18 protein-coding genes, 1 pseudogene and 1 riboswitch are annotated in these 16929 nt (G+C 74.6%); of the genes and pseudogenes, 14 read left to right on the top strand and 5 right to left on the bottom strand.

Annotated elements, in window-relative coordinates:
- Positions 1-21 precede the first annotated feature (21 nt).
- Complete coding sequence (locus tag ACEQ2X_RS24205; protein ID WP_370328462.1) at positions 22-2313, bottom strand: cell wall-binding repeat-containing protein; 2292 nt, start codon at positions 2311-2313, stop codon at positions 22-24.
- 118 nt (positions 2314-2431) lie between these two features.
- A riboswitch (cobalamin riboswitch) is annotated at positions 2432-2506 on the bottom strand.
- A 16-nt stretch (positions 2507-2522) separates the two neighbouring features.
- Here ACEQ2X_RS24205 and ACEQ2X_RS24200 point away from each other — a divergent pair.
- The 9 genes and pseudogenes from ACEQ2X_RS24200 to lgt form a co-directional block, all read left to right on the top strand.
- Positions 2523-2984, top strand: a pseudogene (locus ACEQ2X_RS24200) (class I SAM-dependent methyltransferase); the annotation flags it as partial.
- Positions 2985-3162: 178 nt separating this feature from the next.
- A complete protein-coding gene (locus ACEQ2X_RS24195; protein WP_370328460.1) occupies positions 3163-3939 on the top strand; it encodes a TauD/TfdA family dioxygenase in 777 nt (258 codons plus the stop codon).
- Between the two features lie 11 nt (positions 3940-3950).
- On the top strand, positions 3951-5123 hold the full coding sequence (locus ACEQ2X_RS24190; protein ID WP_370328458.1) for a FecCD family ABC transporter permease: 1173 nt from the start codon (positions 3951-3953) through the stop codon (positions 5121-5123).
- A 14-nt stretch (positions 5124-5137) separates the two neighbouring features.
- Positions 5138-6172 (top strand): ABC transporter substrate-binding protein, encoded by a 1035-nt coding sequence (locus ACEQ2X_RS24185; protein ID WP_370328457.1) that lies wholly within the window; start codon positions 5138-5140, stop codon positions 6170-6172.
- On the top strand, positions 6169-6966 hold the full coding sequence (locus tag ACEQ2X_RS24180; protein ID WP_370328456.1) for an ABC transporter ATP-binding protein: 798 nt from the start codon (positions 6169-6171) through the stop codon (positions 6964-6966). The genes ACEQ2X_RS24185 and ACEQ2X_RS24180 overlap by 4 nt, the downstream gene beginning before the upstream one ends.
- A 257-nt stretch (positions 6967-7223) precedes the next feature.
- A complete protein-coding gene (locus ACEQ2X_RS24175) occupies positions 7224-8150 on the top strand; it encodes a hypothetical protein (protein ID WP_370328455.1) in 927 nt (308 codons plus the stop codon).
- Positions 8151-8268: 118 nt separating this feature from the next.
- A complete protein-coding gene (locus ACEQ2X_RS24170; RefSeq protein WP_370328453.1) occupies positions 8269-9003 on the top strand; it encodes an SCO family protein in 735 nt (244 codons plus the stop codon).
- Complete coding sequence (locus tag ACEQ2X_RS24165) at positions 9004-9519, top strand: copper chaperone PCu(A)C (protein ID WP_370328452.1); 516 nt, start codon at positions 9004-9006, stop codon at positions 9517-9519. It begins immediately after the preceding gene.
- Positions 9520-9547: 28 nt separating this feature from the next.
- Positions 9548-10480, top strand: coding sequence for a prolipoprotein diacylglyceryl transferase (gene lgt / locus ACEQ2X_RS24160; RefSeq protein WP_370328451.1), 933 nt, complete (start codon positions 9548-9550; stop codon positions 10478-10480).
- On the opposite strand, the gene ACEQ2X_RS24155 is transcribed toward lgt, so the two are convergent.
- The gene (locus ACEQ2X_RS24155) at positions 10385-10978 is read right to left on the bottom strand and encodes a copper resistance protein CopC (protein ID WP_370328450.1); all 594 of its coding nucleotides are present in this window, start codon (positions 10976-10978) and stop codon (positions 10385-10387) included. The genes lgt and ACEQ2X_RS24155 overlap by 96 nt on opposite strands.
- Before the next feature lie 36 nt (positions 10979-11014).
- Positions 11015-11368 (bottom strand): ferredoxin, encoded by a 354-nt coding sequence (locus tag ACEQ2X_RS24150; RefSeq protein ID WP_370328449.1) that lies wholly within the window; start codon positions 11366-11368, stop codon positions 11015-11017.
- A 74-nt stretch (positions 11369-11442) separates the two neighbouring features.
- On the opposite strand from ACEQ2X_RS24150, the gene ACEQ2X_RS24145 reads away from it, so the two are divergent.
- Positions 11443-11691 (top strand): hypothetical protein, encoded by a 249-nt coding sequence (locus ACEQ2X_RS24145; protein WP_370328448.1) that lies wholly within the window; start codon positions 11443-11445, stop codon positions 11689-11691.
- On the opposite strand, the gene ACEQ2X_RS24140 is transcribed toward ACEQ2X_RS24145, so the two are convergent.
- Complete coding sequence (locus tag ACEQ2X_RS24140) at positions 11647-12879, bottom strand: methyl-accepting chemotaxis protein (protein WP_370328447.1); 1233 nt, start codon at positions 12877-12879, stop codon at positions 11647-11649. The genes ACEQ2X_RS24145 and ACEQ2X_RS24140 overlap by 45 nt on opposite strands.
- Before the next feature lie 119 nt (positions 12880-12998).
- Between ACEQ2X_RS24140 and ACEQ2X_RS24135 the strand changes: the two genes are divergently transcribed.
- The 3 genes from ACEQ2X_RS24135 to ACEQ2X_RS24125 are packed head-to-tail and all read left to right on the top strand — an operon-like array spanning position 12999 to position 15986.
- On the top strand, positions 12999-14285 hold the full coding sequence (locus ACEQ2X_RS24135; RefSeq protein ID WP_370328446.1) for an EAL domain-containing protein: 1287 nt from the start codon (positions 12999-13001) through the stop codon (positions 14283-14285).
- A gap of 43 nt (positions 14286-14328) precedes the next feature.
- On the top strand, positions 14329-15324 hold the full coding sequence (gene hemB, locus ACEQ2X_RS24130; protein ID WP_370328445.1) for a porphobilinogen synthase: 996 nt from the start codon (positions 14329-14331) through the stop codon (positions 15322-15324).
- Positions 15300-15986, top strand: a complete 687-nt coding sequence (locus ACEQ2X_RS24125; protein ID WP_370328444.1) for an adenosylcobinamide amidohydrolase — start codon at positions 15300-15302, stop codon at positions 15984-15986. Before hemB ends, ACEQ2X_RS24125 begins: the two co-directional genes overlap by 25 nt.
- A 10-nt stretch (positions 15987-15996) precedes the next feature.
- Here ACEQ2X_RS24125 and sodX read toward each other — a convergent pair whose 3' ends face one another.
- Positions 15997-16377 carry a nickel-type superoxide dismutase maturation protease gene (gene sodX / locus ACEQ2X_RS24120; RefSeq protein WP_370328442.1) on the bottom strand — a complete coding sequence of 127 codons (381 nt, stop codon included), beginning with the start codon at positions 16375-16377 and terminating at the stop codon, positions 15997-15999.
- Positions 16378-16468: 91 nt separating this feature from the next.
- Here sodX and sodN point away from each other — a divergent pair, with 91 nt between their 5' ends.
- The gene (sodN, locus tag ACEQ2X_RS24115; RefSeq protein WP_370328441.1) at positions 16469-16882 is read left to right on the top strand and encodes a superoxide dismutase, Ni; all 414 of its coding nucleotides are present in this window, start codon (positions 16469-16471) and stop codon (positions 16880-16882) included.
- The last annotated feature ends 47 nt before the right edge of the window (positions 16883-16929 follow it).

Here is a 16929-nt window from a genome sequence, read left to right as displayed (position 1 = left end):
TCCCGGCACGCCGCTGGGATGTCACGCGGGCTCGCCCACCTCGCACCCGTCGAGCGACGCGCCGGCCTGCGCGCCGACGCCGGTCGTGACCGCCGCCTCACCGCCCAGGAGCACCGCGGCGTCGAGGGACCCGGTGGTGCACAGGTAGTCACCGACCGCCGGCGCCAGCGTGCCGGTCGGGGTCAGCAGCAGCGGCGCGCCCAGGCTTGCCAGGTGCGCGCCGCCCGCCAGGGCGTCTGCGAAGGCGTCGCTGCGGGCGATGCCCACGGCGCCCGGCTGGTCGAAGAACGTCCGGGCGACGGCCACTGACGTCTCCTCGCGCGAGGCGCCGACCACAGGGGTCGCCTCCGGGTGCGCGGTGGCGGCCGGCCCGCCGACGGCGTAGGCGGTGGCGTCGGGGTTCGCGGCCAGGTACTCGGTGACCGCCGGGTGCGGCGTCCCGTCGCCGGTCAGCAGGACGGCCCCGTCACCGGTGACGGCGGCGGCCGTGCCCGCGGCGAGGGCGTCGGGGAACGCGAACCCGGTGGTGATGAGCAGGGTGGAGGGGTCGCCCAGCGCCTCGGCGACGGCTATCGCGGTCGTGACGCGGTCCGCGCCGGCCCGGCGCTGGACGTCGTAGCCGAGGTCCGCCACCTGCTGCACGACCGCCTCGTCGATGGCCGCGGACCCGCCGAGGACGTCCACGCGGCCGCCCGGGGGCAGCACGCGCTGGATCTCCGCGGCGACGTCGGCGGCCAGCGCGTCGGACGGGGTCAGCAGCAGCGGACCGTCGACGGCCACGGCGAGCGGGGTGCCGGCGAGGGCGTCCGCGAACTCGTCGGCGCGGGCCAGGACCACGCCGCCGGCCCCGCCGTCGGGGGTGCTGGCGCGGCTGATGGCGATGGCGGTCGCGAGGCGGGTGTCACCGGCCAGGCGGGTGACCGACGCCGGCAGCGTCGGAGCCGGCGCGGGGACCGTCGGGGGGCTTCCGTCGCTGTAGGCCCACCCCTCCACCTCGCCGGGGGGGGGGTCGGTGTCGCGGGCCCCGACCTGCCGGGTGGTCCAGGTGCCGTCGGCGGCCCCGGCGAAGTAGGACCAGAAGCTGCCCTCGAAGGGCTGGTCGCAGGCCAGCTCCGGGAAGCCGTCGATCGCGCAGACGTAGGGCCCGAAGTCGGTGTCCTGGGTGATGATCTCGAAGCCCGCGGCCTCGAGCGCCGCCAGGCCGTCGGCGGGGTCCTCCTCGGCGCAGCCCTGCCGGACGCCCGCGTCGAAGGCGGTCAGGTCGACGAAGACGGTGACGCCGGCGCCGGGCTCGCAGGGGGCGCCGACCGGGTCGGGTGCCGGTGCGGGGGCCATGGCCCAGAACGCCGGCGCGCCGAAGGCGAGGATGCCCTGGCTGGTGGCGAGGAACAGCGATCCGTCCGCGTCGCCGCGGAAGCGGATGGCCCCCGCGTCGTCCTCGCCGGCGGGGATCTGCAGGCCCGCGACGTAGGCGGCCGCGTCGTCGGCGGCTCCGGCCTGCCCGGCTGCGCGCAGGGCCTGGGCGGCGAGCCCGGTCGAGTTGGCGTTCCCGGCCAGGCTGCCGTCGTCGGCCTGCTGGTCGAGGAGCCAGGCGACGGACGCCTCGCGGGCGGCCTCGCCAGCCGGGTCGACGCCCAGCGCCTGGACGGCCACGGCGGTGGTGTCGACGTCCGCGTCGTCGACGTCGGTGCCACCGGCCTCGCACGAGGACGCCGTGTCGGGGACGGGCCCGAACGGGAAGCCGCCCTCCGGGCAGGCCTGTGCCGCGAGCCACTCGACCGTCGTGGCGGGGGCACCGCCATCGGTGGTGGCCAGCGCCATGACGGCCAGGGACTGGGTGAAGACCGAGGCGTCCGCGATCCGGCCGGCATCGGCCCCGTCGGCCTGCTCGAGGTCGCGCAGCGCGGCCTCGAGGTCGGTGCCGCCGACGTCGCCGCCGTCCCCGCCGGCGACCTCCACGGCGAGGAGGGCCTTGGCCAGCGTGCCCTCGTCCTCACCGCCCGCGTCGACGTAGGCGGTGACCGCGGCCTCGAGGTCGGCCGCGGCCGCGTCGACGGTCGGGGGTGCCGCCTCCGCGCCGGTCAGGGCGAAGATCAGGTCGGCGAGCGCGCCTCCGCCGGTCACGGCCCCGCCCTCGTACTGCCCGACGAGCCAGTCGCCGGCGGCAGCCTCCGCGGCGTCGAGGTCGGCCTGCTGCCAGCCGGCCCGCGCGGTCGTCGCACCCGCGGCGGGCGCGAGGGCGAGTAGGAGCACGGCGCCCATGAGGAGGGCGAGGAGACGGCGGGGTGTGGGTGCCGGGGGGCGGTCCTGCATCGGGGATCCTTGGGGGGTGGGTCCCGGCGGGCCCGACCGCCGGCCGCCCCAGGTGGGCAGCACCGGCTGTGAGCTCCGGCCGCAGACCACGACGGTGGAGGGTCTCGCCGCTCCACCCGGGTCTTCCGGCTCGCACCCGGTCACCCGGATGCCCACGGCTGCGGGTCAGCGCCGGCATCTGACCGGCTTCCCCCAGTGGCGGAGCGATCGTGCGCGGTGCGCACGACGTCGTGGACGTTAGCCAATGGCACCGCGGGGTTCAACTCGGCCGCGTGGACGTCGACGCCGCTACCTACGACCGCGGTCGCCGCCACGGCCACGCCGATGCCGCCGAGCGCGCCGCCTGGTCCGGTGCGCTCGACCGGTTCCTGCCCACAGCACCCGCCCGCGTGCTCGACGTGGGTGCGGGCACCGGCTTCGTGTCGCTGCTCGCCGCCTCGCTCGGCCACCACGTCACCGCCGTCGACCTCTCACCGAGGATGCTCGACCGACTCCGTGCGCGGGCCGCCGAGGCGGGTGCGGACATCGAGGTCGTCGAGGGGCGGGCGGACGAACCCCCGTCCGGCCCCTTCGACGCCGTGGTCGAACGCCACGTGTTGTGGACGATGCCCGATCCAGCCGCGGCCCTCCGCGCCTGGCGGGCCGCAGCACCCCATGGCGTCCTGGTGCTGCTCGAGAGCCTGTGGGGCGACGCCGATCCCGGCCAAGCGCTGCTGAACCGAGGCCGGTCGCTGCTCTCGAGGGCACGTGGGGACGCGCCGGACCACCACGGCGACTACGCGTGCTCGGGTCCGGCTGCCCCTTCGCCGTCGTGGCCCGGTCCTCATGACGCCCGCCACTCCGGAGGTGATGACCTCGGACGTCCACGCTGCCGACGGCGCGGACACGGGCATCGTGCCCGAGCGGACGAGCGAGTGGTCGGTGGCCGCCGAGATCCTGCGGCGCGACGGGGCGGCGATCGTCGAGGGCTGCCCGACCGAGCCCGCGTCGCTGGTGCACGCCGCCGCCCGCCTGCTCGGCACGGACCTCCGCAGGGTCGAGCCGGTGCGCCGCGCCGAGGGCGACGGCGACGGCGTGCTCGGCCCGCACACCGACGGGGCGACCGTCACGTACCGCACCCGCTCGGGTGCGATGTCCTGGCGGGTGCCCGATGACGACGTGCTGCTGCAGCTCTGCGCGGTGCCCGCGCCCGAGGGTGGGCACTCGGTGCTGCTCGACGGCTATGCGCTGGTCGACGAGGTGCAGGTGACCCGGCCGGCGCTGGGCGCGTTCCTGACCGACGTGGACCTCGACTACCTGGGCGGCTACGACGGTCGCCAGCGCGGCGCCAACGAGCACCCCTTCGTCGGTCGGACCGTGGAGCACACGCGGGCCGGTCGGCGGATCGTGACGGTCTCGGACCTGGCCACGCCGCTGCCGCGCCACCCGGACCGCGACACCCAGGCGGCGCAGCTTGACGAGTGGCTGGACGTCGTCGGAGCGGCCTTCGCCGCCGCGCCCCGGTTCCTCCTGGGCGAGGGGGACCTGCTGTGCGTCGACAACTACCGGGTGGTCCACGGCCGCGACGCCTACCGGGGCCAGCGCCTGCTGCACGTCATGACCGCCCGCTCCGCGCACGCCGCCTGACGGAGTCCGGCATGGACCTGACCCCACTCGATGACGATCGGATGGCCGACCCTGCCGCGCTCGACGACGTGCTCAGCGGGGACGTCAGTGGTGACGACGTGGTCCCGGACGACGACCTGGTCCCCGACGACGACCTGGGCCACGGTCGCGCACGGCGGCGCACGCTGCGGTGGACCCTCGGCCTGTCGGTCCTGCTCGGCGTGATCGTCGTGCTCGGGGTGGGGATCGGCGCGGTCGCGGTCGCGCCAGCCGTCGTGGCGCGCATCATCGGCCACCACCTGGTCGGGATCCCCGAGGTCGTGACCTGGACCGCCCCCGAGGACGCGATCGTCTGGGACGTCCGCCTGCCGAGGGTGCTCCTCGGCGCCGCCGTCGGTGCCGGCCTGGCGGTCACGGGTGCGGCGCTCCAGGCGATGGTCCGCAACATGCTGGCCGACCCCTACCTCCTCGGGGTCACGTCCGGCGCGTCGACGGGTGCGGCGGCGGCGATCCTCTTCGGCGTCGGGGCGGCGCTCGGCGAGCACGCCCTGTCCGCCAGCGCGTTCCTCGGGGCCCTGGCCGCCTCCGTCGGCGTGTACCTCATCGCCCGCATCGGTGGCCGCGTGACGTCCCTCCGGCTGCTGCTGTCGGGTGTGGCCGTCGGATACGCGCTGTACGCGGCCACGAGCTTCCTGATCTTCGCGGCCTCCTCCGCCGAGGGCGCACGATCGGTGCTGTTCTGGCTCCTGGGCTTCCTCGGTCTCGCGGACTGGTCCCTCGCCCTCGCGGCCACCGTCGGTGTGGTCGCGGCCACCGCGGCCCTGCTGACGACCTGGGGGCCACGGCTCGACGCGCTCGCGATCGGGGACGAGACCGCCCACGTGCTCGGCATCGACCCCGCGCGCTTCCGCGTCCGGCTGCTGGTGCTCGTCGCCCTCTGCATCGGCGTCGTCGTCGCCGCGTCGGGGGGGATCGGCTTCGTCGGCCTGGTCATCCCCCACCTGGCCCGCCGGCTGGTGGGTGGCGCGCACCAGCGGGTCATCCCGGTCGCCGCCCTCCTCGGCGCGACGTTCCTGACCGTCGCGGATGTCGTCGCCCGAACTGCCCTCGCACCCCGCGAGCTGCCGATCGGGATCATCACCGCCCTCGTCGGAGCCCCCTTCCTGCTCGTCCTCGTCCGCCGCTTGCACGCGGCCGCCACCTGAACCCGGAGACCCGCATGCCAGCTCCCCATCGCCCGTCCACCCCGCGCCCGTCCTCGGCCTGGACCCTCCTCGTCGGCGTCCTCGCGCTCCTCGCCGCCTGCGGCGGGGACGGCGGGGCGTCCGACCCCGCCACCGACGGCGCCGGGGCGGCGACTGGACCGGTCAGCATCGAGAACTGCGGCGAGCAGGTCGAGTTCGCGTCGCCGCCCGGACGGGTCGTCGTGCTGGCCCGTGCCGAGACGTTCGCGCTGATGGTCGACCTGGGCGTCGCCGACCGCGTCGTGGCGCGCGCCGGTGCGTTCCCCGACGTGTACTTCGACGCCGAGGGCCAAGCCGCCGTCGACGCCGCGGAGTCCCTCGGCGAGGACCTCGACGAGTCGGGGCACCTGCAGATCTCCCAGGAGGCGATCCTGGCAACCGACCCGGACCTCGTCGTCGGCGTCCCCGACGGGATCGACCGCGACGGTCTCGAGGACCAGGGCATCACCGTCCTGGACCAGCCCGCGAACTGCCCCGAGGGCATCGAGGAGGTCTCCTACGACGCGATCTACGACTACGTCGACGCGTACGGGAGCCTGTTCGGCGTGGAGGATCGAGCCCGTGAGGTGGTCGGGGAGCTGCAGGACCGGATCGCCGCCGCTGAGGCGATGGCCTCCGAGGCCGGCGAGGAGCGGACTGCGGCGATCCTCTACCCGACGGTCGGGGGAGGGACGACCTACGCGTACGGCACCCTCAGCATGTCGCACCGCCAGATCGAGTCCGCGGGCTTCACGAACGTCTTCGGCGACACCGACGAACGGGTCTTCGAGGTGACCGCTGAGGAGCTGATCGCCCGCGACCCCGACGTGCTCCTGCTGCTCCACGTCGATGGGGGGCCCGGCCCGGTGGAGGACGCCGTGGTCCAGCTCCCGGGCGCCGACGGCATCACCGCGGTCCGCGACGGGGCGGTGATGGCCCAGCTGTTCAGCTTCAGCGAGTACCTCAGCCCGCTCATCGTCGATGGGCTCGAGCGGATCGTGGAGACCCTGGTCCTCGGCGAGGGCGGATGATCACCGCGTCCGGTCTGCAGCACGCCTACGGCGGGACGCCGGCGCTCCAGGACGTCGACCTCCACGCCCCTGACGGGGCCGTCACCGGGTTGATCGGTCCCAACGGCAGCGGCAAGACCACCCTGCTGCGCCTGCTGTACGGCGTGCTCCGCCCGGCGGGGGGATCGGTGGCCGTCGACGGTCACGCCCTCGCCGACCTGCGCCCCCGCGACATCGCCAGCCGGATGGCCGTGGTGGTGCAGGAGGCCCCCGGCGACCTGCCGCTGACGGTCGCCGAGACGGTCCTGCTCGGTCGGTCTCCGCACCTCTCGGACTTCCAGCGCCCGGACCGCGACGACCACCGCATCGCCGCGGCGGCCCTCCGACGGGTCGGGGTGCGGCCGCTCGCCGACCGGACCTTCGCCAGCCTCTCCGGGGGGGAGCGCCAGCGCGTCCTGATCGCGCGGGCGCTGGCCCAGCAGGCCGACCACCTGCTCCTCGACGAGCCCACGAACCACCTCGACATCCGCTACCAGCACGAGATCCTCGATCTCATCACGCGGCTCGGCGGGACGACCGTCATCGTGTTGCACGACCTCAACCTCGCGGCCCGCTACTGCGACCACGTGGTGCTGCTCGACCGCGGACGCGTGGCCGCCAGCGGCGCGCCCGAGAACGTGCTGTCGCCAGAGGTGCTCCAGCCCGTCTACGGCATCGGCGTCCGCCGGACCACGTTCGACGGCGAGCTCCAGCTCCTCTTCCGGCCCCTCAGGACATCAGACCGACGCGAGCTCGCGAGCGACGCGACGGGCTGACGCGGCGTGGCCCCCGGCCGGTGCTTGCGTGTGGTGCTCCGACGTGTCTAGCGTCGCCCATCCGCGACGGACGGGGAGGAGGCAGGCGGCCGAGGTCGCCACCCGACACATGCACCTGCTGCGCTCGACAGCTGGTTCGCCGGTGGGCACGACCGGGGCGGTGAGGCGTGCGGGGTGATCCGCTCCCACCCGCCGCGCCTTGGGTCACCGGCGTCGGGTCCCTCCCCATTGGCGATCCCGGGCATGCGATCGACTTCGTGGCCGCCCACTGCCCCGAGGTGCCGTTCTGGCCGCAGCTGCCGGTGCGCAGCCCCGCGGAGGGGATGATCCGCCAGACGCTCGGCGTGGTCGACGACCTCCTCGTCGCGAGGGAGGGGGGGCGCCTGCGCATCGCCCCGGGCGCGCGGGACGAGCTGCTGGACCAGCTGCACGACGCCGAACCGGCCATCCTCCCGGCCGAGGCAGCCGGCTTCGCGCCCTTCGTCCGCGCCCTGCGCCGCGGCGACCTGCCGCGTGCGCGGGCGGTCAAGGGGCAGCTCACCGGCCCGTCCACCATCGCGTGGGCGATCGAGGTCGAGGACGGTCCCGCCCTGGCCGACGCCGCGCTCGTGCGGGCGATCACGCACCGGGTCACCCGGCGCGCCACCTGGCAGGCAGAGGTCCTGGGCAGCCATGGACCGCCCGTGCTGATCGTCGTCGACGAGCCGGTCCTCGGCCTCGTCCGGGTTGAGGACCCGGTGGACCCGCCGCTCGAGGTGGTGCTCGCGGCCATCGCGCGGACGGGCGCGACCGCGGGGGTGCACAGCTGCGCCACCGGCGGGGGGGATCTGCCGCTCGGGCCGTCCGCGACCCTCTTCAGCCTGGACCTGCACAGTCGCGGGCACCGGCTGCCCCGCGAGGTCGCCCGACGGTGGCGGGACGGTGCGGTGCTCGCGGCGGGACTCGTGCCCACGGCCGCCCACCCCGCCCACCTGCCGGCGGGCGAGGCGCTCGCGTCGGGCTGGCTCGCGGTCGCGGCGGCGGCCGGCGACGTCCGCGAACTGGCGTCCCGCACGGTGGTCACCGCCACGTGCGGCCTCGCCGGTGTCTCCGTCGAGGCCGCCGCCGCCTCCTTCGCCCTGGCTCGGGACGTCGCCGACCGCATCGGCCGCATGACCGGCCACCGCGTCCCGACGGACCGGTGAGGCCGCGGACACGAGCCCGGGGGCGAGCCCGGCCGGTCCGGCGGAGTGAACCGGTCCTCGCCATCATGGGACCGGTCCGCCATGGAACCACCCCTGCCCCCGGGCGGACCCTCCTCCCGTGCGTCCACGTCTCCGCCCCCTCGTCCTCGTCCTCGCGCTGCTGGTCGCCGCCTGCGGCAGCGGTGATGCCGGCGACCTGACCGCCGCCAGGCCGACCGTCGCCGAGACCGACACCCCGGGGCACGACCACGCACCACCGGCCGCCGCGGGTGCGGACCGGGTGGCGGGCAGCCAGCTGCAGCAGACGCTGGTGCCCCAGCCCGACGTCACCGGCTACCAGGGCGCCGTGCTCGACCGACCGGTGCCCAAGCCGGACTTCACCCTGACCGACACCTCCGGCGAGCCGTACGACTTCCGGGCCGAGACGGCCGACGCCGCGGTGACGTTCCTCTATTTCGGGTACACGACGTGCCCCGACATCTGCCCGGGCCACATGGCGGCGCTCGCCACCGCCCTGCGGGAGGTGGACCCGGCGGTGGCCGAGGAGGTCGAGGTCGTCTTCGTCTCGGTCGACCCCGAGCGGGACGAGGACCTGCTGCGTCAGTACCTCGACAGCTTCGACGAGTCCTTCGTCGGGTTGACCGGGGAACCTGCGGAGATCAACCGGGTCATGGACGGGATGGGGCTGCACCCCTCGGCCATCGCAGAGGACGGCGACTTCCCGCCGTCCCACCCGATCAACATCATCACGTTCACGGGCGAGTCCTCCCAGATCGCCTACCCGTTCGGGGTCAACGGCGCCGCCATCGCCCAGGACCTGCCTAGGCTCGTCGACGAAGGAGTCGTGCTCTAGATGCGCATCCGAGGTCCCCTCACCACCCTGATCGGCCTCCTGGCCGTCCTCGCCGCCGGGTGCGGCGGTGGCGGCGGTGGGGGCGAGGTGTCGATCGACGAGCCGTTCAGCTTCGTCCCCGCCGTCGACACGACTGCGGCGTACTTCGAGATCACCAACGAGGGGGACACCGACGACGTGCTGGTGTCCGCGTCCGCGGAGGGGTTCGAGTCGGTGCAGGTCCACGACACCGTGACCGAGGACGGGTCGGCCCAGATGGTCGAGCAGACCGACGGGGTCCCGATCCCCGCGGGTGAGACCGTCACCCTCGAGCCGGGCGGCCTGCACGTCATGCTGATCGGGTCCGACCACGAGATCGCCGCCGGTGACGAGATCACCATCACGCTCACCTTCGAGGAGGCCGGTGAGGTCGAGATCACCTCCGAGGTCCGCGAGCGGGAGGCCGGCGACGCCCCGGCGATGGACATGGGCGGCTCGGAGGGCGAGATGGACATGGGCGCCACCGAGGGGGGCTGAGCTCGAGCCGGGCGCTATGGTGTCCGGCATGCTCGCCACCCTCCCGACCCCTCCGGTCGATGGCTTCGACCTGGGCTTCACCGAGGTCCGCGTCTACGGGATCCTGATCGCCACGGCCGTGCTGGTGGCGGCGGCGTGGACCCGACGGCGCTACGAGCGGGTCGGCGGGGATGCGGAGCTGGCCGACCGGGTCACGATCTGGGCGGTCGTCATCGCCTTCGTCGGGGCCCGGCTGGCGTACGTCGCGCCGCGGATCGACCGGTTCCTCGACGACCCCCTGGGGATCATCCAGATCTGGGAGGGCGGGCTCGCGCTGTACGGCGGCCTGACCTTCGGCCTGCTCGCCCTGATCGTCCTGCTGCCCCGCTGGGGCGGGGACCTCCGCGCGTTCCTCGACGCGGTGGCCCCGGCCCTGCCGCTGGCCCAGGCGATCGGCCGGTGGGGCAACTACTTCAACCAGGAGCTGTACGGGACCCCGACGGACCTCCCCTGGGCGGTGCGCATCGAGGACCCCGTGGCGGAGTACGCCGGGTTCGAGACCTTCCACCCGACGTTCCTGTACGAGTCGCTGGCCAACCTGCTCCTCGTGGCGGTCATCCTCCGGATCGAGCGCACCGGTCGGCTGCGCAAGGGCGGCCTCGCGGCGGTGTACGCGATCGGCTACGGGGTCATCCGCTTCACCCTCGAGCTGATCCGCACCGACACCACGTGGCGGGTCCTCGGCCTGTCGCGCAACGCGCTCGTCTCGCTGAGCGTCATCGCGGTCGGGATCGCGCTGCTCCGCTGGTGGCAGGGCCGCCCCGAGCCGGTCGCCGAGCCCGTGGCCGGCGCCGACGGCGCACCGGACGAGGAGCCCTCGGAGGCCTCAGCCGTGCTGGTCGGGGTTGCGGAGGCGGGTGACGACGACCGCGCCGGCCGCGGCGACGGCGGCGACGCTGACGAGGACGACCCAGAGGCCTGAGACGCCGCCGTCGTCCGCGGCGAGGTCGACCTCGGAGGGCGACGGGGCAGGGGGCGTCGACGCCGAGGCGGTCGGGGTCGGGGTGGCGGTGGCGGTGGTCGTCGCGGTCGGGACCGGCGGCGTCGCCACGTCGGCCGGCGGCGTGAACGCGAAGGCGTAGGACCCGGACAGGGGATGGCCGTCCACCGCGGTCACCGCCCACTCGACGGTGTGCACGCCGGGCGTCACCGCCAGGTTGAGCGGGACGATCACCTCGACCCCGTCGACGGTGGGGGGTGCGGCCACGAGGTCGTCGCCGTTCGGGTCGACGACCGACACCTCCGGGGTGCTGCCGGGCTGCAGCGCGGCGGTGAACGTCAACCGGACCTCGCTCGGGGGGTCGGCGACCTCCTCGGCCTCGGCCGGGACGGTCTCGGCCAGCTCGGTGTGCGCCGACGCCGGGATGGCGGTCAGCACGAGCAGGGCGGTGACGGCGAGCAGGATCCGGAGGTGCGCCATGGACCCAAACCTACGCGGGTGGCCGCGGCGGCCGGCCTACCCGGTGGTGAGGGGGTTGTGCAGGAAGACGGCCTCCGCGACGGGTCGCCCCCCGACGAGGTGCTCGGCGACGATCCGGTCCGCCAGGTCCTCGTCGACCCCGCCGTACCAGGTGCCGTCGGGGTAGACCACGACGATCGCCCCCTTGCCCTTGCAGATGTCCATGCACTTGGTCTTGGCCGTCGACACCTGCGCGCGGAGCCCCGCCAGGGCGATGCCTCGCTTGATCCGCTTGACCACGTCCTTGCCCGGCTTGCAGTCGCCCGAGGTGCAGACCAGCACGTGGCGCTGCATGGTCGACACCTTCGCCTTGACGGCGCGCTTGCCGAGCTTGTCGAGGTCCGTGCCCATCGCCCACGAGCGTATTGCCCGGCGCCCCGTCCGTCCGCGGTCGTCGTGGACCGCCCGCGGGTACCGTGGCCGGGATGCCGGACCGACCCCCACCGTCGACGCGCGCGCACGCGCGCGGCCGCCCGCACGCCCGACGGCGGGTGGTCGGCATCCTCCTCGCGGCCCTGCTCCTGGCCGGGTGCGGGGTCGACGCACCAGGGGTCGACGAGATCGGCGACGACGCGATCGACGCCGATGGCCGTGAGTCGCCGCCGGTGGCACCGCCGACCGCGGAGGGCTCAGCCGGTGCTGACCAGCGGGGCGTCGTGGAGTGGCGCGGCTGATCCCACGGGCACGTCGAGCAGCCGCTCGGCGTGGCGGACCAGCGCGCCGATGTCCTCACAGGCCGCCCGCTGCTGGGCGACCGCCTCGACGAGCGACTGCTGGGCCTGTCGGACCGCGTCGAGGGCGCTGAGCGCCTGGTCCATCGACGCCGACACCTCGGTCGCGACCCGGTCGACGACGGCGACCTTCCCGATGACCTCGCCGGTGAGGGACGCGGTCTCGCGGGCCAGCTCCTTGACCTCGTCGGCCACCACCGCGAACCCGCGGCCTGCGTCGCCGGCGCGGGCCGCCTCGATGCCGGCGTTGAGCGCCAGCAGGTCGGTCTGCTCGGCGATCCGCTCGATGTCGGCGATCGCCCCGCGGGCCTGCGTCGTCGCCTCGTCGAGGTCCCCGACCCGGCCCACGGCCGCTGCCGCGTGGCCCTCCACCGCCTCGCTCTGGGCCAGCACGGACCGCGTGACGGCGTCCACCTCGGCGACCTGGGCGAGGACCTGCTCGGTCGCCCGCGTGATCGTGGTCAGCTCCTCTGAGAGCTGGGTCGCCAGGGCCGCCTGGTCGCGCAGGCGCTCGGCCTGCTGCTGCTCCTCGGCGAGGGCGTCGCGGTGCCGGGCGGTCATCACCGCGCGGACCTGCGCCTCGGCGTCGTCCTGGGCGTCCGAGACGACCCGCCACAGCAGCATCTGGGCGATGACCGCCCCGACGACGTACAGCGCGTGCACGATGACGGTCGGCAGCGGGTTGTCGCCCGGGCCCATCGTCTCGAAGACCGCCTCGGGCAGGGCCAGGCTGATCGTCAGGTGGTGGCCGACGACGAAGAGCAGCGCCAGCGCGTAGGGCCGCCAGTCCTGGTACAGCGCGACGAACGCCAGGATGACGAAGAAGTGGAAGTGGCTGTCGATGCGACCGTCGGTGAAGTGCACCAGCACGGCCGAGCAGCTGAGCAGCCCGGCGGCGACCGCGTTGGCCCGCGCGAGCTGGCCCGGCAGCCAGACACCCGCGGACCACAGCACGACGACGAGGGCGAGCTCGGCCATCAGGTGGCTGGTGGGGACCGACTGGGTCCAGCCCATCACCGCCAGCAGCGGGACGTGGAGCCCGAGCAGCCAGGTCAGCAGGCGGTGGCGGCGCGCGAACGCGGCAGGTGCCAGCTCCTGTCGTGGCAGCTGGGCGAGCAGCGTGCGAACCATCGTCGTGTCCTCTGTCGGTGTGGCGGGGTGGGGGTCCGATCGGCCGCATCGGGTCGGAGTTGAGACCCGGTCGCATCTCTCCGGTCAAGTCGGGTAGGTCGGTGCCGATGGGAGGTGCCATGGGGAGTGGATGCGCAGACGACATCGACGGGCTGATCGCCGACGGTCGGCTCCGCTCGGCGTACCAGCCGATCGTCGACTTGGGGACCGGTGACGTGGTGGCCTACGAGGCCCTGCTGCGCGGCCCGGTCGGCTCCCCGCTCGAGATGCCGGGGGCGCTGTTCCCCGCTGCGGCGGCCGCCGGGGTGTCCGCCGAGCTCGAGTGGGCCGGCGTCCGCTGCGGCATCGAGGGTGCGGTCAGCGGCGGGCTCCGCCACGACGTGCCGGTGTTCGTGAACGTGGAGGGGGCGTCGCTCGGCCAGTCGCTGCAGCCCGCGCAGATGGCCGTCCTCGAGCAGGCGGCCGACATGCGGGTCGTGTTCGAGGTCACCGAGCGCGACCTGCTCGCACGCCCGGCGGACCTGCTCGTGCTCGGCCAGCGCCTGCGCGAGCACGGGTGGGGGCTCGCCATCGACGACGTCGGCCTGCAGCACCCGGAGGGCGTTGCGGCCCTGGCGCTGGTCCGGCCCGACGTGGTGAAGCTCGACATGGGCCTGATCCACCGCGGCGCGGGTCCGGGCGAGGCCGCCGTCGGCCTGGCGGTCCAGGCCTACGTCGAGGAGCACGGCGCGGCCGTCGTCGCCGAGGGCATCGAGGACGAGGTGCACCGCGAGCGGGCGCTGGTCCTAGGTGCGACCCTCGGCCAGGGCTACCTGTTCGGCCGCCCGGGGCCGCTGCCCGCCGTCGTCGACCGCCCGGACCGTCCCCTCGTGACCGGACGTCCGTGCCCCGCGGCGGGTGGGCGGACGCCGTTCGACATCGCGGCGTCCCGGCTGACGTTCCGGACGGCCGCCAAGCGGACCCTGCTGCCGATCTCCCGGCAGCTCGAGCTCCGCGCGCTCCGCGAGGCGCCGGAGGTCCTCGTCTTCGGCACCTTCCAGGACCAGGGGCACTTCACCCGGCGATCGGCCGCGCAGTACGGGCTGCTCGCGAGCCAGTGCTCCCTGGTCGCCGCGTTCGCCGCCGGGATGGACAGCGAGCCGGCCGCGGGCGTGCGGGGGGCTGACATCCCCGACGACGACCCGCTCCGGGACGAGTGGACGGTCGTCGTCATCAGCCCGCACTACGCAGCCGCCCTGGTCGGCCGCGACCTCGGCAGCGGCGGGGAGGACATGGACCGGCGCTTCGCCTTCGCGGTCACCCACGACCGGTCCCTGGTCGCCGAGCTCGGCACCGCGCTGATGGCCCGGGTCGCCGAGCGGCGCGGATCCCGGATCGACGGCCTGGGCGTCCCCGCGCTGGTCTGAGCCCGCACCGCCCGGGCGGCGGCCTGCCGGGTACCGTGCGGGCATGCGCCCGCTGGACCTGACCGCACGTCCCCGCCGGAACCGTCACAGCGCGGGGATCCGCGCCCTCGTGCGCGAGACGGTGCTGACCCCCGACGACCTGCTCCTGCCGGTCTTCCTGCACGACGACGCCGACGACGTCCCCCTGACCTCGATGCCGGGGACCACCCGCTGGAGCATCCCGGGCCTGGTCGCCGAGGTGGGCCGCGCCGCGGCGCTGGGCATCCGCGGCGTCGTGCTGTTCCCCAAGGTCGAGGAGGCCGACAAGTCCGCCGACGGCGCGGAGGCGGCCAACCCCGACGGGTTGGTCCCCCGCGCCATCGCGGCGATCAAGGACGCCCACCCCGACGTGCTGGTCGTCACCGACGTGGCCCTGGACCCCTACTCGAGCGCCGGCCACGACGGCATCGTCGGTCCCGACGGCCGGGTGCTGAACGACGAGACCGTCGAGGTGCTCGTCCGCCAGGCCCTGACCCACGCGCGGGCCGGCGCCGACGTGGTCGCGCCCAGCGACATGATGGACGGGCGGGTGGGGGCCATCCGGGCGGGGCTGGACGGCGAGGGGTTCACGACCACGTCGATCATGGCCTACACCGCCAAGTACGCCTCGGCGTTCTACGGGCCGTTCCGCGGAGCGCTCGACTCCGCGCCGAAGGACGGGGACAAGAAGGGCTACCAGATGGACCCCGGCAACGCCCGCGAGGCGTTGCGGGAGTACCACCTCGACGTCGCCGAGGGCGCCGACGCGGTCATGGTCAAGCCCGCCGGTCCCTACCTCGACGTGATCCGGCGCATCGCCGAGGTGTCGACGCTGCCCGTCGCCGCCTACCAGGTCTCGGGGGAGTACCTGATGCTGAAGGCCGCGTCGGCGGCGGGGTGGCTCGACGAGCGCGAGGTCATCCTCGAGACCCTCACCGGCATCAAGCGGGCCGGTGCCGACGTCATCCTCACGTACTTCGCGACCCAGGCGGCGGAGTGGCTCACCAGCGGTCGAGGCTGATCCGCGCCACCGGCGACCGGGTGGTGCTCCAGCTGGACCCGCCGCGCCGCTGCGTCGCCTCGACCATCGTCGGGGGAGGGGTGGGCACCGTCCGGTCGTGGCTCAACCTGCAGGTGCCGCTGGACTACGCCCGCACCGACCCGGTGGACCACCTGCTCGCCGAGTCCGACGGCCTCCCCGGCCCCGTGGCGGCCACCATGACCGCGGCGGAGGTCGGCGACGTCGTCGACGTCCGCGAGGGACGGGCCTGGGTGATCGCCACCGTCGGGTTGTCGGTTCCCCTCGCCGCCGCCGGCGACCTCCCGCCGTGGATCGGGCCCGCGCCGCAGGCTCTCGGCACGATCAACATCGCCGCGGTGCTGGACCGGCCCCTCACCGACGCCGGTCTGGTCAACGCCGTGCAGACCCTGACCGAGGCGAAGGCCCAGGCGCTGGCCGCGTGCGGCATCCCTGCCCTAAACCACGACGGGCCGGCCACCGGGACCGCCACCGACTCGGTCCTGGTCGCCTGCGCCGGGCCGGGGGACCACGGCGTGCACCCGCGGGAGGCCGCGCCGAGCGACTTCGCCGGCACCGCCACGCCGATCGGCCACGACCTGGCCGTCGCGACCCACCGCTGCATCACCGAGGGCGTCGCCCGCTGGCGTCGCCGCCACGCCTGAAGCGCCGCCCTCACGCACGCCACAGCCACCCGGCCGTCGCCGGCGGGTGGTAGCGGTACACCGGGCGTCCGCGCACCAGCCCGGCCGGCACGGGACCGAAGTGCCGCGAGTCGGTGCTCGCATCCGGGTTGTCACCGGCCACCTCGACCGCTCCGCCCGCCACCGCGACCACCCGCTTCACGATGGTCCGCGACGGCTCGCGGGGATCGCGCAGGACGACCAGGCGCCCCTCCACCGGGGGGAGCGGCAGGACGGCCAGCCGGTCGTGGGGGCGCAGCGTCGGCAGCATGCTGGGCCCCTCCACCGCGACGCGCGGGGTGCGGACGAGCGCCACGGCCGTCGCGACCGCCAGAGCAGCCACGACCGTCCCCGCCACACCGGTGCTGCGCACGTCGAGTGGATCCTCCGGATGGTTAGCTGCCCTGGTCTGTGGCTAGAGTCTGAGCCCTGCGAACTGCACGCACCACCACGAGGAGAACCCCATGCTCCGACGACTGCTCACCCTGACCGAGCGCTTCACCACCGCCGACACCGCCCTCGCCCACTGCGACCTGATGTGCGGGGTCTACGACCCGGCGCAGGCCCGCATCGAGGCCGAGTCGGTGCACAAGATCGCCCAGAAGTACCAGGACTCCGACGACCCGGTGTTCCGCGACCGGGCGATCCTCATCAAGGAGGAGCGGGCGGAGCTCGTCAAGCACCACCTGTCCGTCCTCTGGACCGACTACTTCAAGCCCCCGCACGTCGAGGAGTTCCCCCACCTCCACGACCTGTTCTGGCGGGCCATCAAGCAGGCCGGCGACGCGAAGAAGACCATGGACCCCGCCGCCGGCGAGAAGCTGCTCAGCATGATCGACGAGATCGACGAGATCTTCCAGAAGACCAAGCAGAGCTGACCAGCCGCACCCCCACGCGCCCCGGCCGACAGGAGGCCGGGGCGTCG

The sequence above is a fragment of the Euzebya sp. genome, from assembly GCF_964222135.1.
GTDB lineage: Bacteria > Actinomycetota > Nitriliruptoria > Euzebyales > Euzebyaceae > Euzebya.
The sequence above is the reverse complement of the archived record's forward strand: the minus strand, read 5'-3'. Positions and strand labels throughout refer to the sequence as shown.

Bases quoted from the DNA above. Each gene is read 5' to 3' on its own strand.
- lgt (WP_370328451.1), top strand. From the start codon at position 9,548: ATGCTCGCCACCCTCCCGACCCCTCCGGTCGATGGCTTCGACCTGGGC.
- ACEQ2X_RS24185 (WP_370328457.1), top strand. From the start codon at position 5,138: ATGCCAGCTCCCCATCGCCCGTCCACCCCGCGCCCGTCCTCGGCCTGG.
- ACEQ2X_RS24155 (WP_370328450.1), bottom strand. From the start codon at position 10,978: ATGGCGCACCTCCGGATCCTGCTCGCCGTCACCGCCCTGCTCGTGCTG.
- ACEQ2X_RS24145 (WP_370328448.1), top strand. From the start codon at position 11,443: ATGCCGGACCGACCCCCACCGTCGACGCGCGCGCACGCGCGCGGCCGC.
- hemB (WP_370328445.1), top strand. From the start codon at position 14,329: ATGCGCCCGCTGGACCTGACCGCACGTCCCCGCCGGAACCGTCACAGC.
- ACEQ2X_RS24180 (WP_370328456.1), top strand. From the start codon at position 6,169: ATGATCACCGCGTCCGGTCTGCAGCACGCCTACGGCGGGACGCCGGCG.
- ACEQ2X_RS24140 (WP_370328447.1), bottom strand. From the start codon at position 12,879: ATGGTTCGCACGCTGCTCGCCCAGCTGCCACGACAGGAGCTGGCACCT.
- ACEQ2X_RS24135 (WP_370328446.1), top strand. From the start codon at position 12,999: ATGGGGAGTGGATGCGCAGACGACATCGACGGGCTGATCGCCGACGGT.
- ACEQ2X_RS24195 (WP_370328460.1), top strand. From the start codon at position 3,163: ATGACCTCGGACGTCCACGCTGCCGACGGCGCGGACACGGGCATCGTG.
- ACEQ2X_RS24205 (WP_370328462.1), bottom strand. From the start codon at position 2,313: ATGCAGGACCGCCCCCCGGCACCCACACCCCGCCGTCTCCTCGCCCTC.
- ACEQ2X_RS24165 (WP_370328452.1), top strand. From the start codon at position 9,004: ATGCGCATCCGAGGTCCCCTCACCACCCTGATCGGCCTCCTGGCCGTC.
- ACEQ2X_RS24150 (WP_370328449.1), bottom strand. From the start codon at position 11,368: ATGGGCACGGACCTCGACAAGCTCGGCAAGCGCGCCGTCAAGGCGAAG.
- ACEQ2X_RS24190 (WP_370328458.1), top strand. From the start codon at position 3,951: ATGGACCTGACCCCACTCGATGACGATCGGATGGCCGACCCTGCCGCG.
- sodN (WP_370328441.1), top strand. From the start codon at position 16,469: ATGCTCCGACGACTGCTCACCCTGACCGAGCGCTTCACCACCGCCGAC.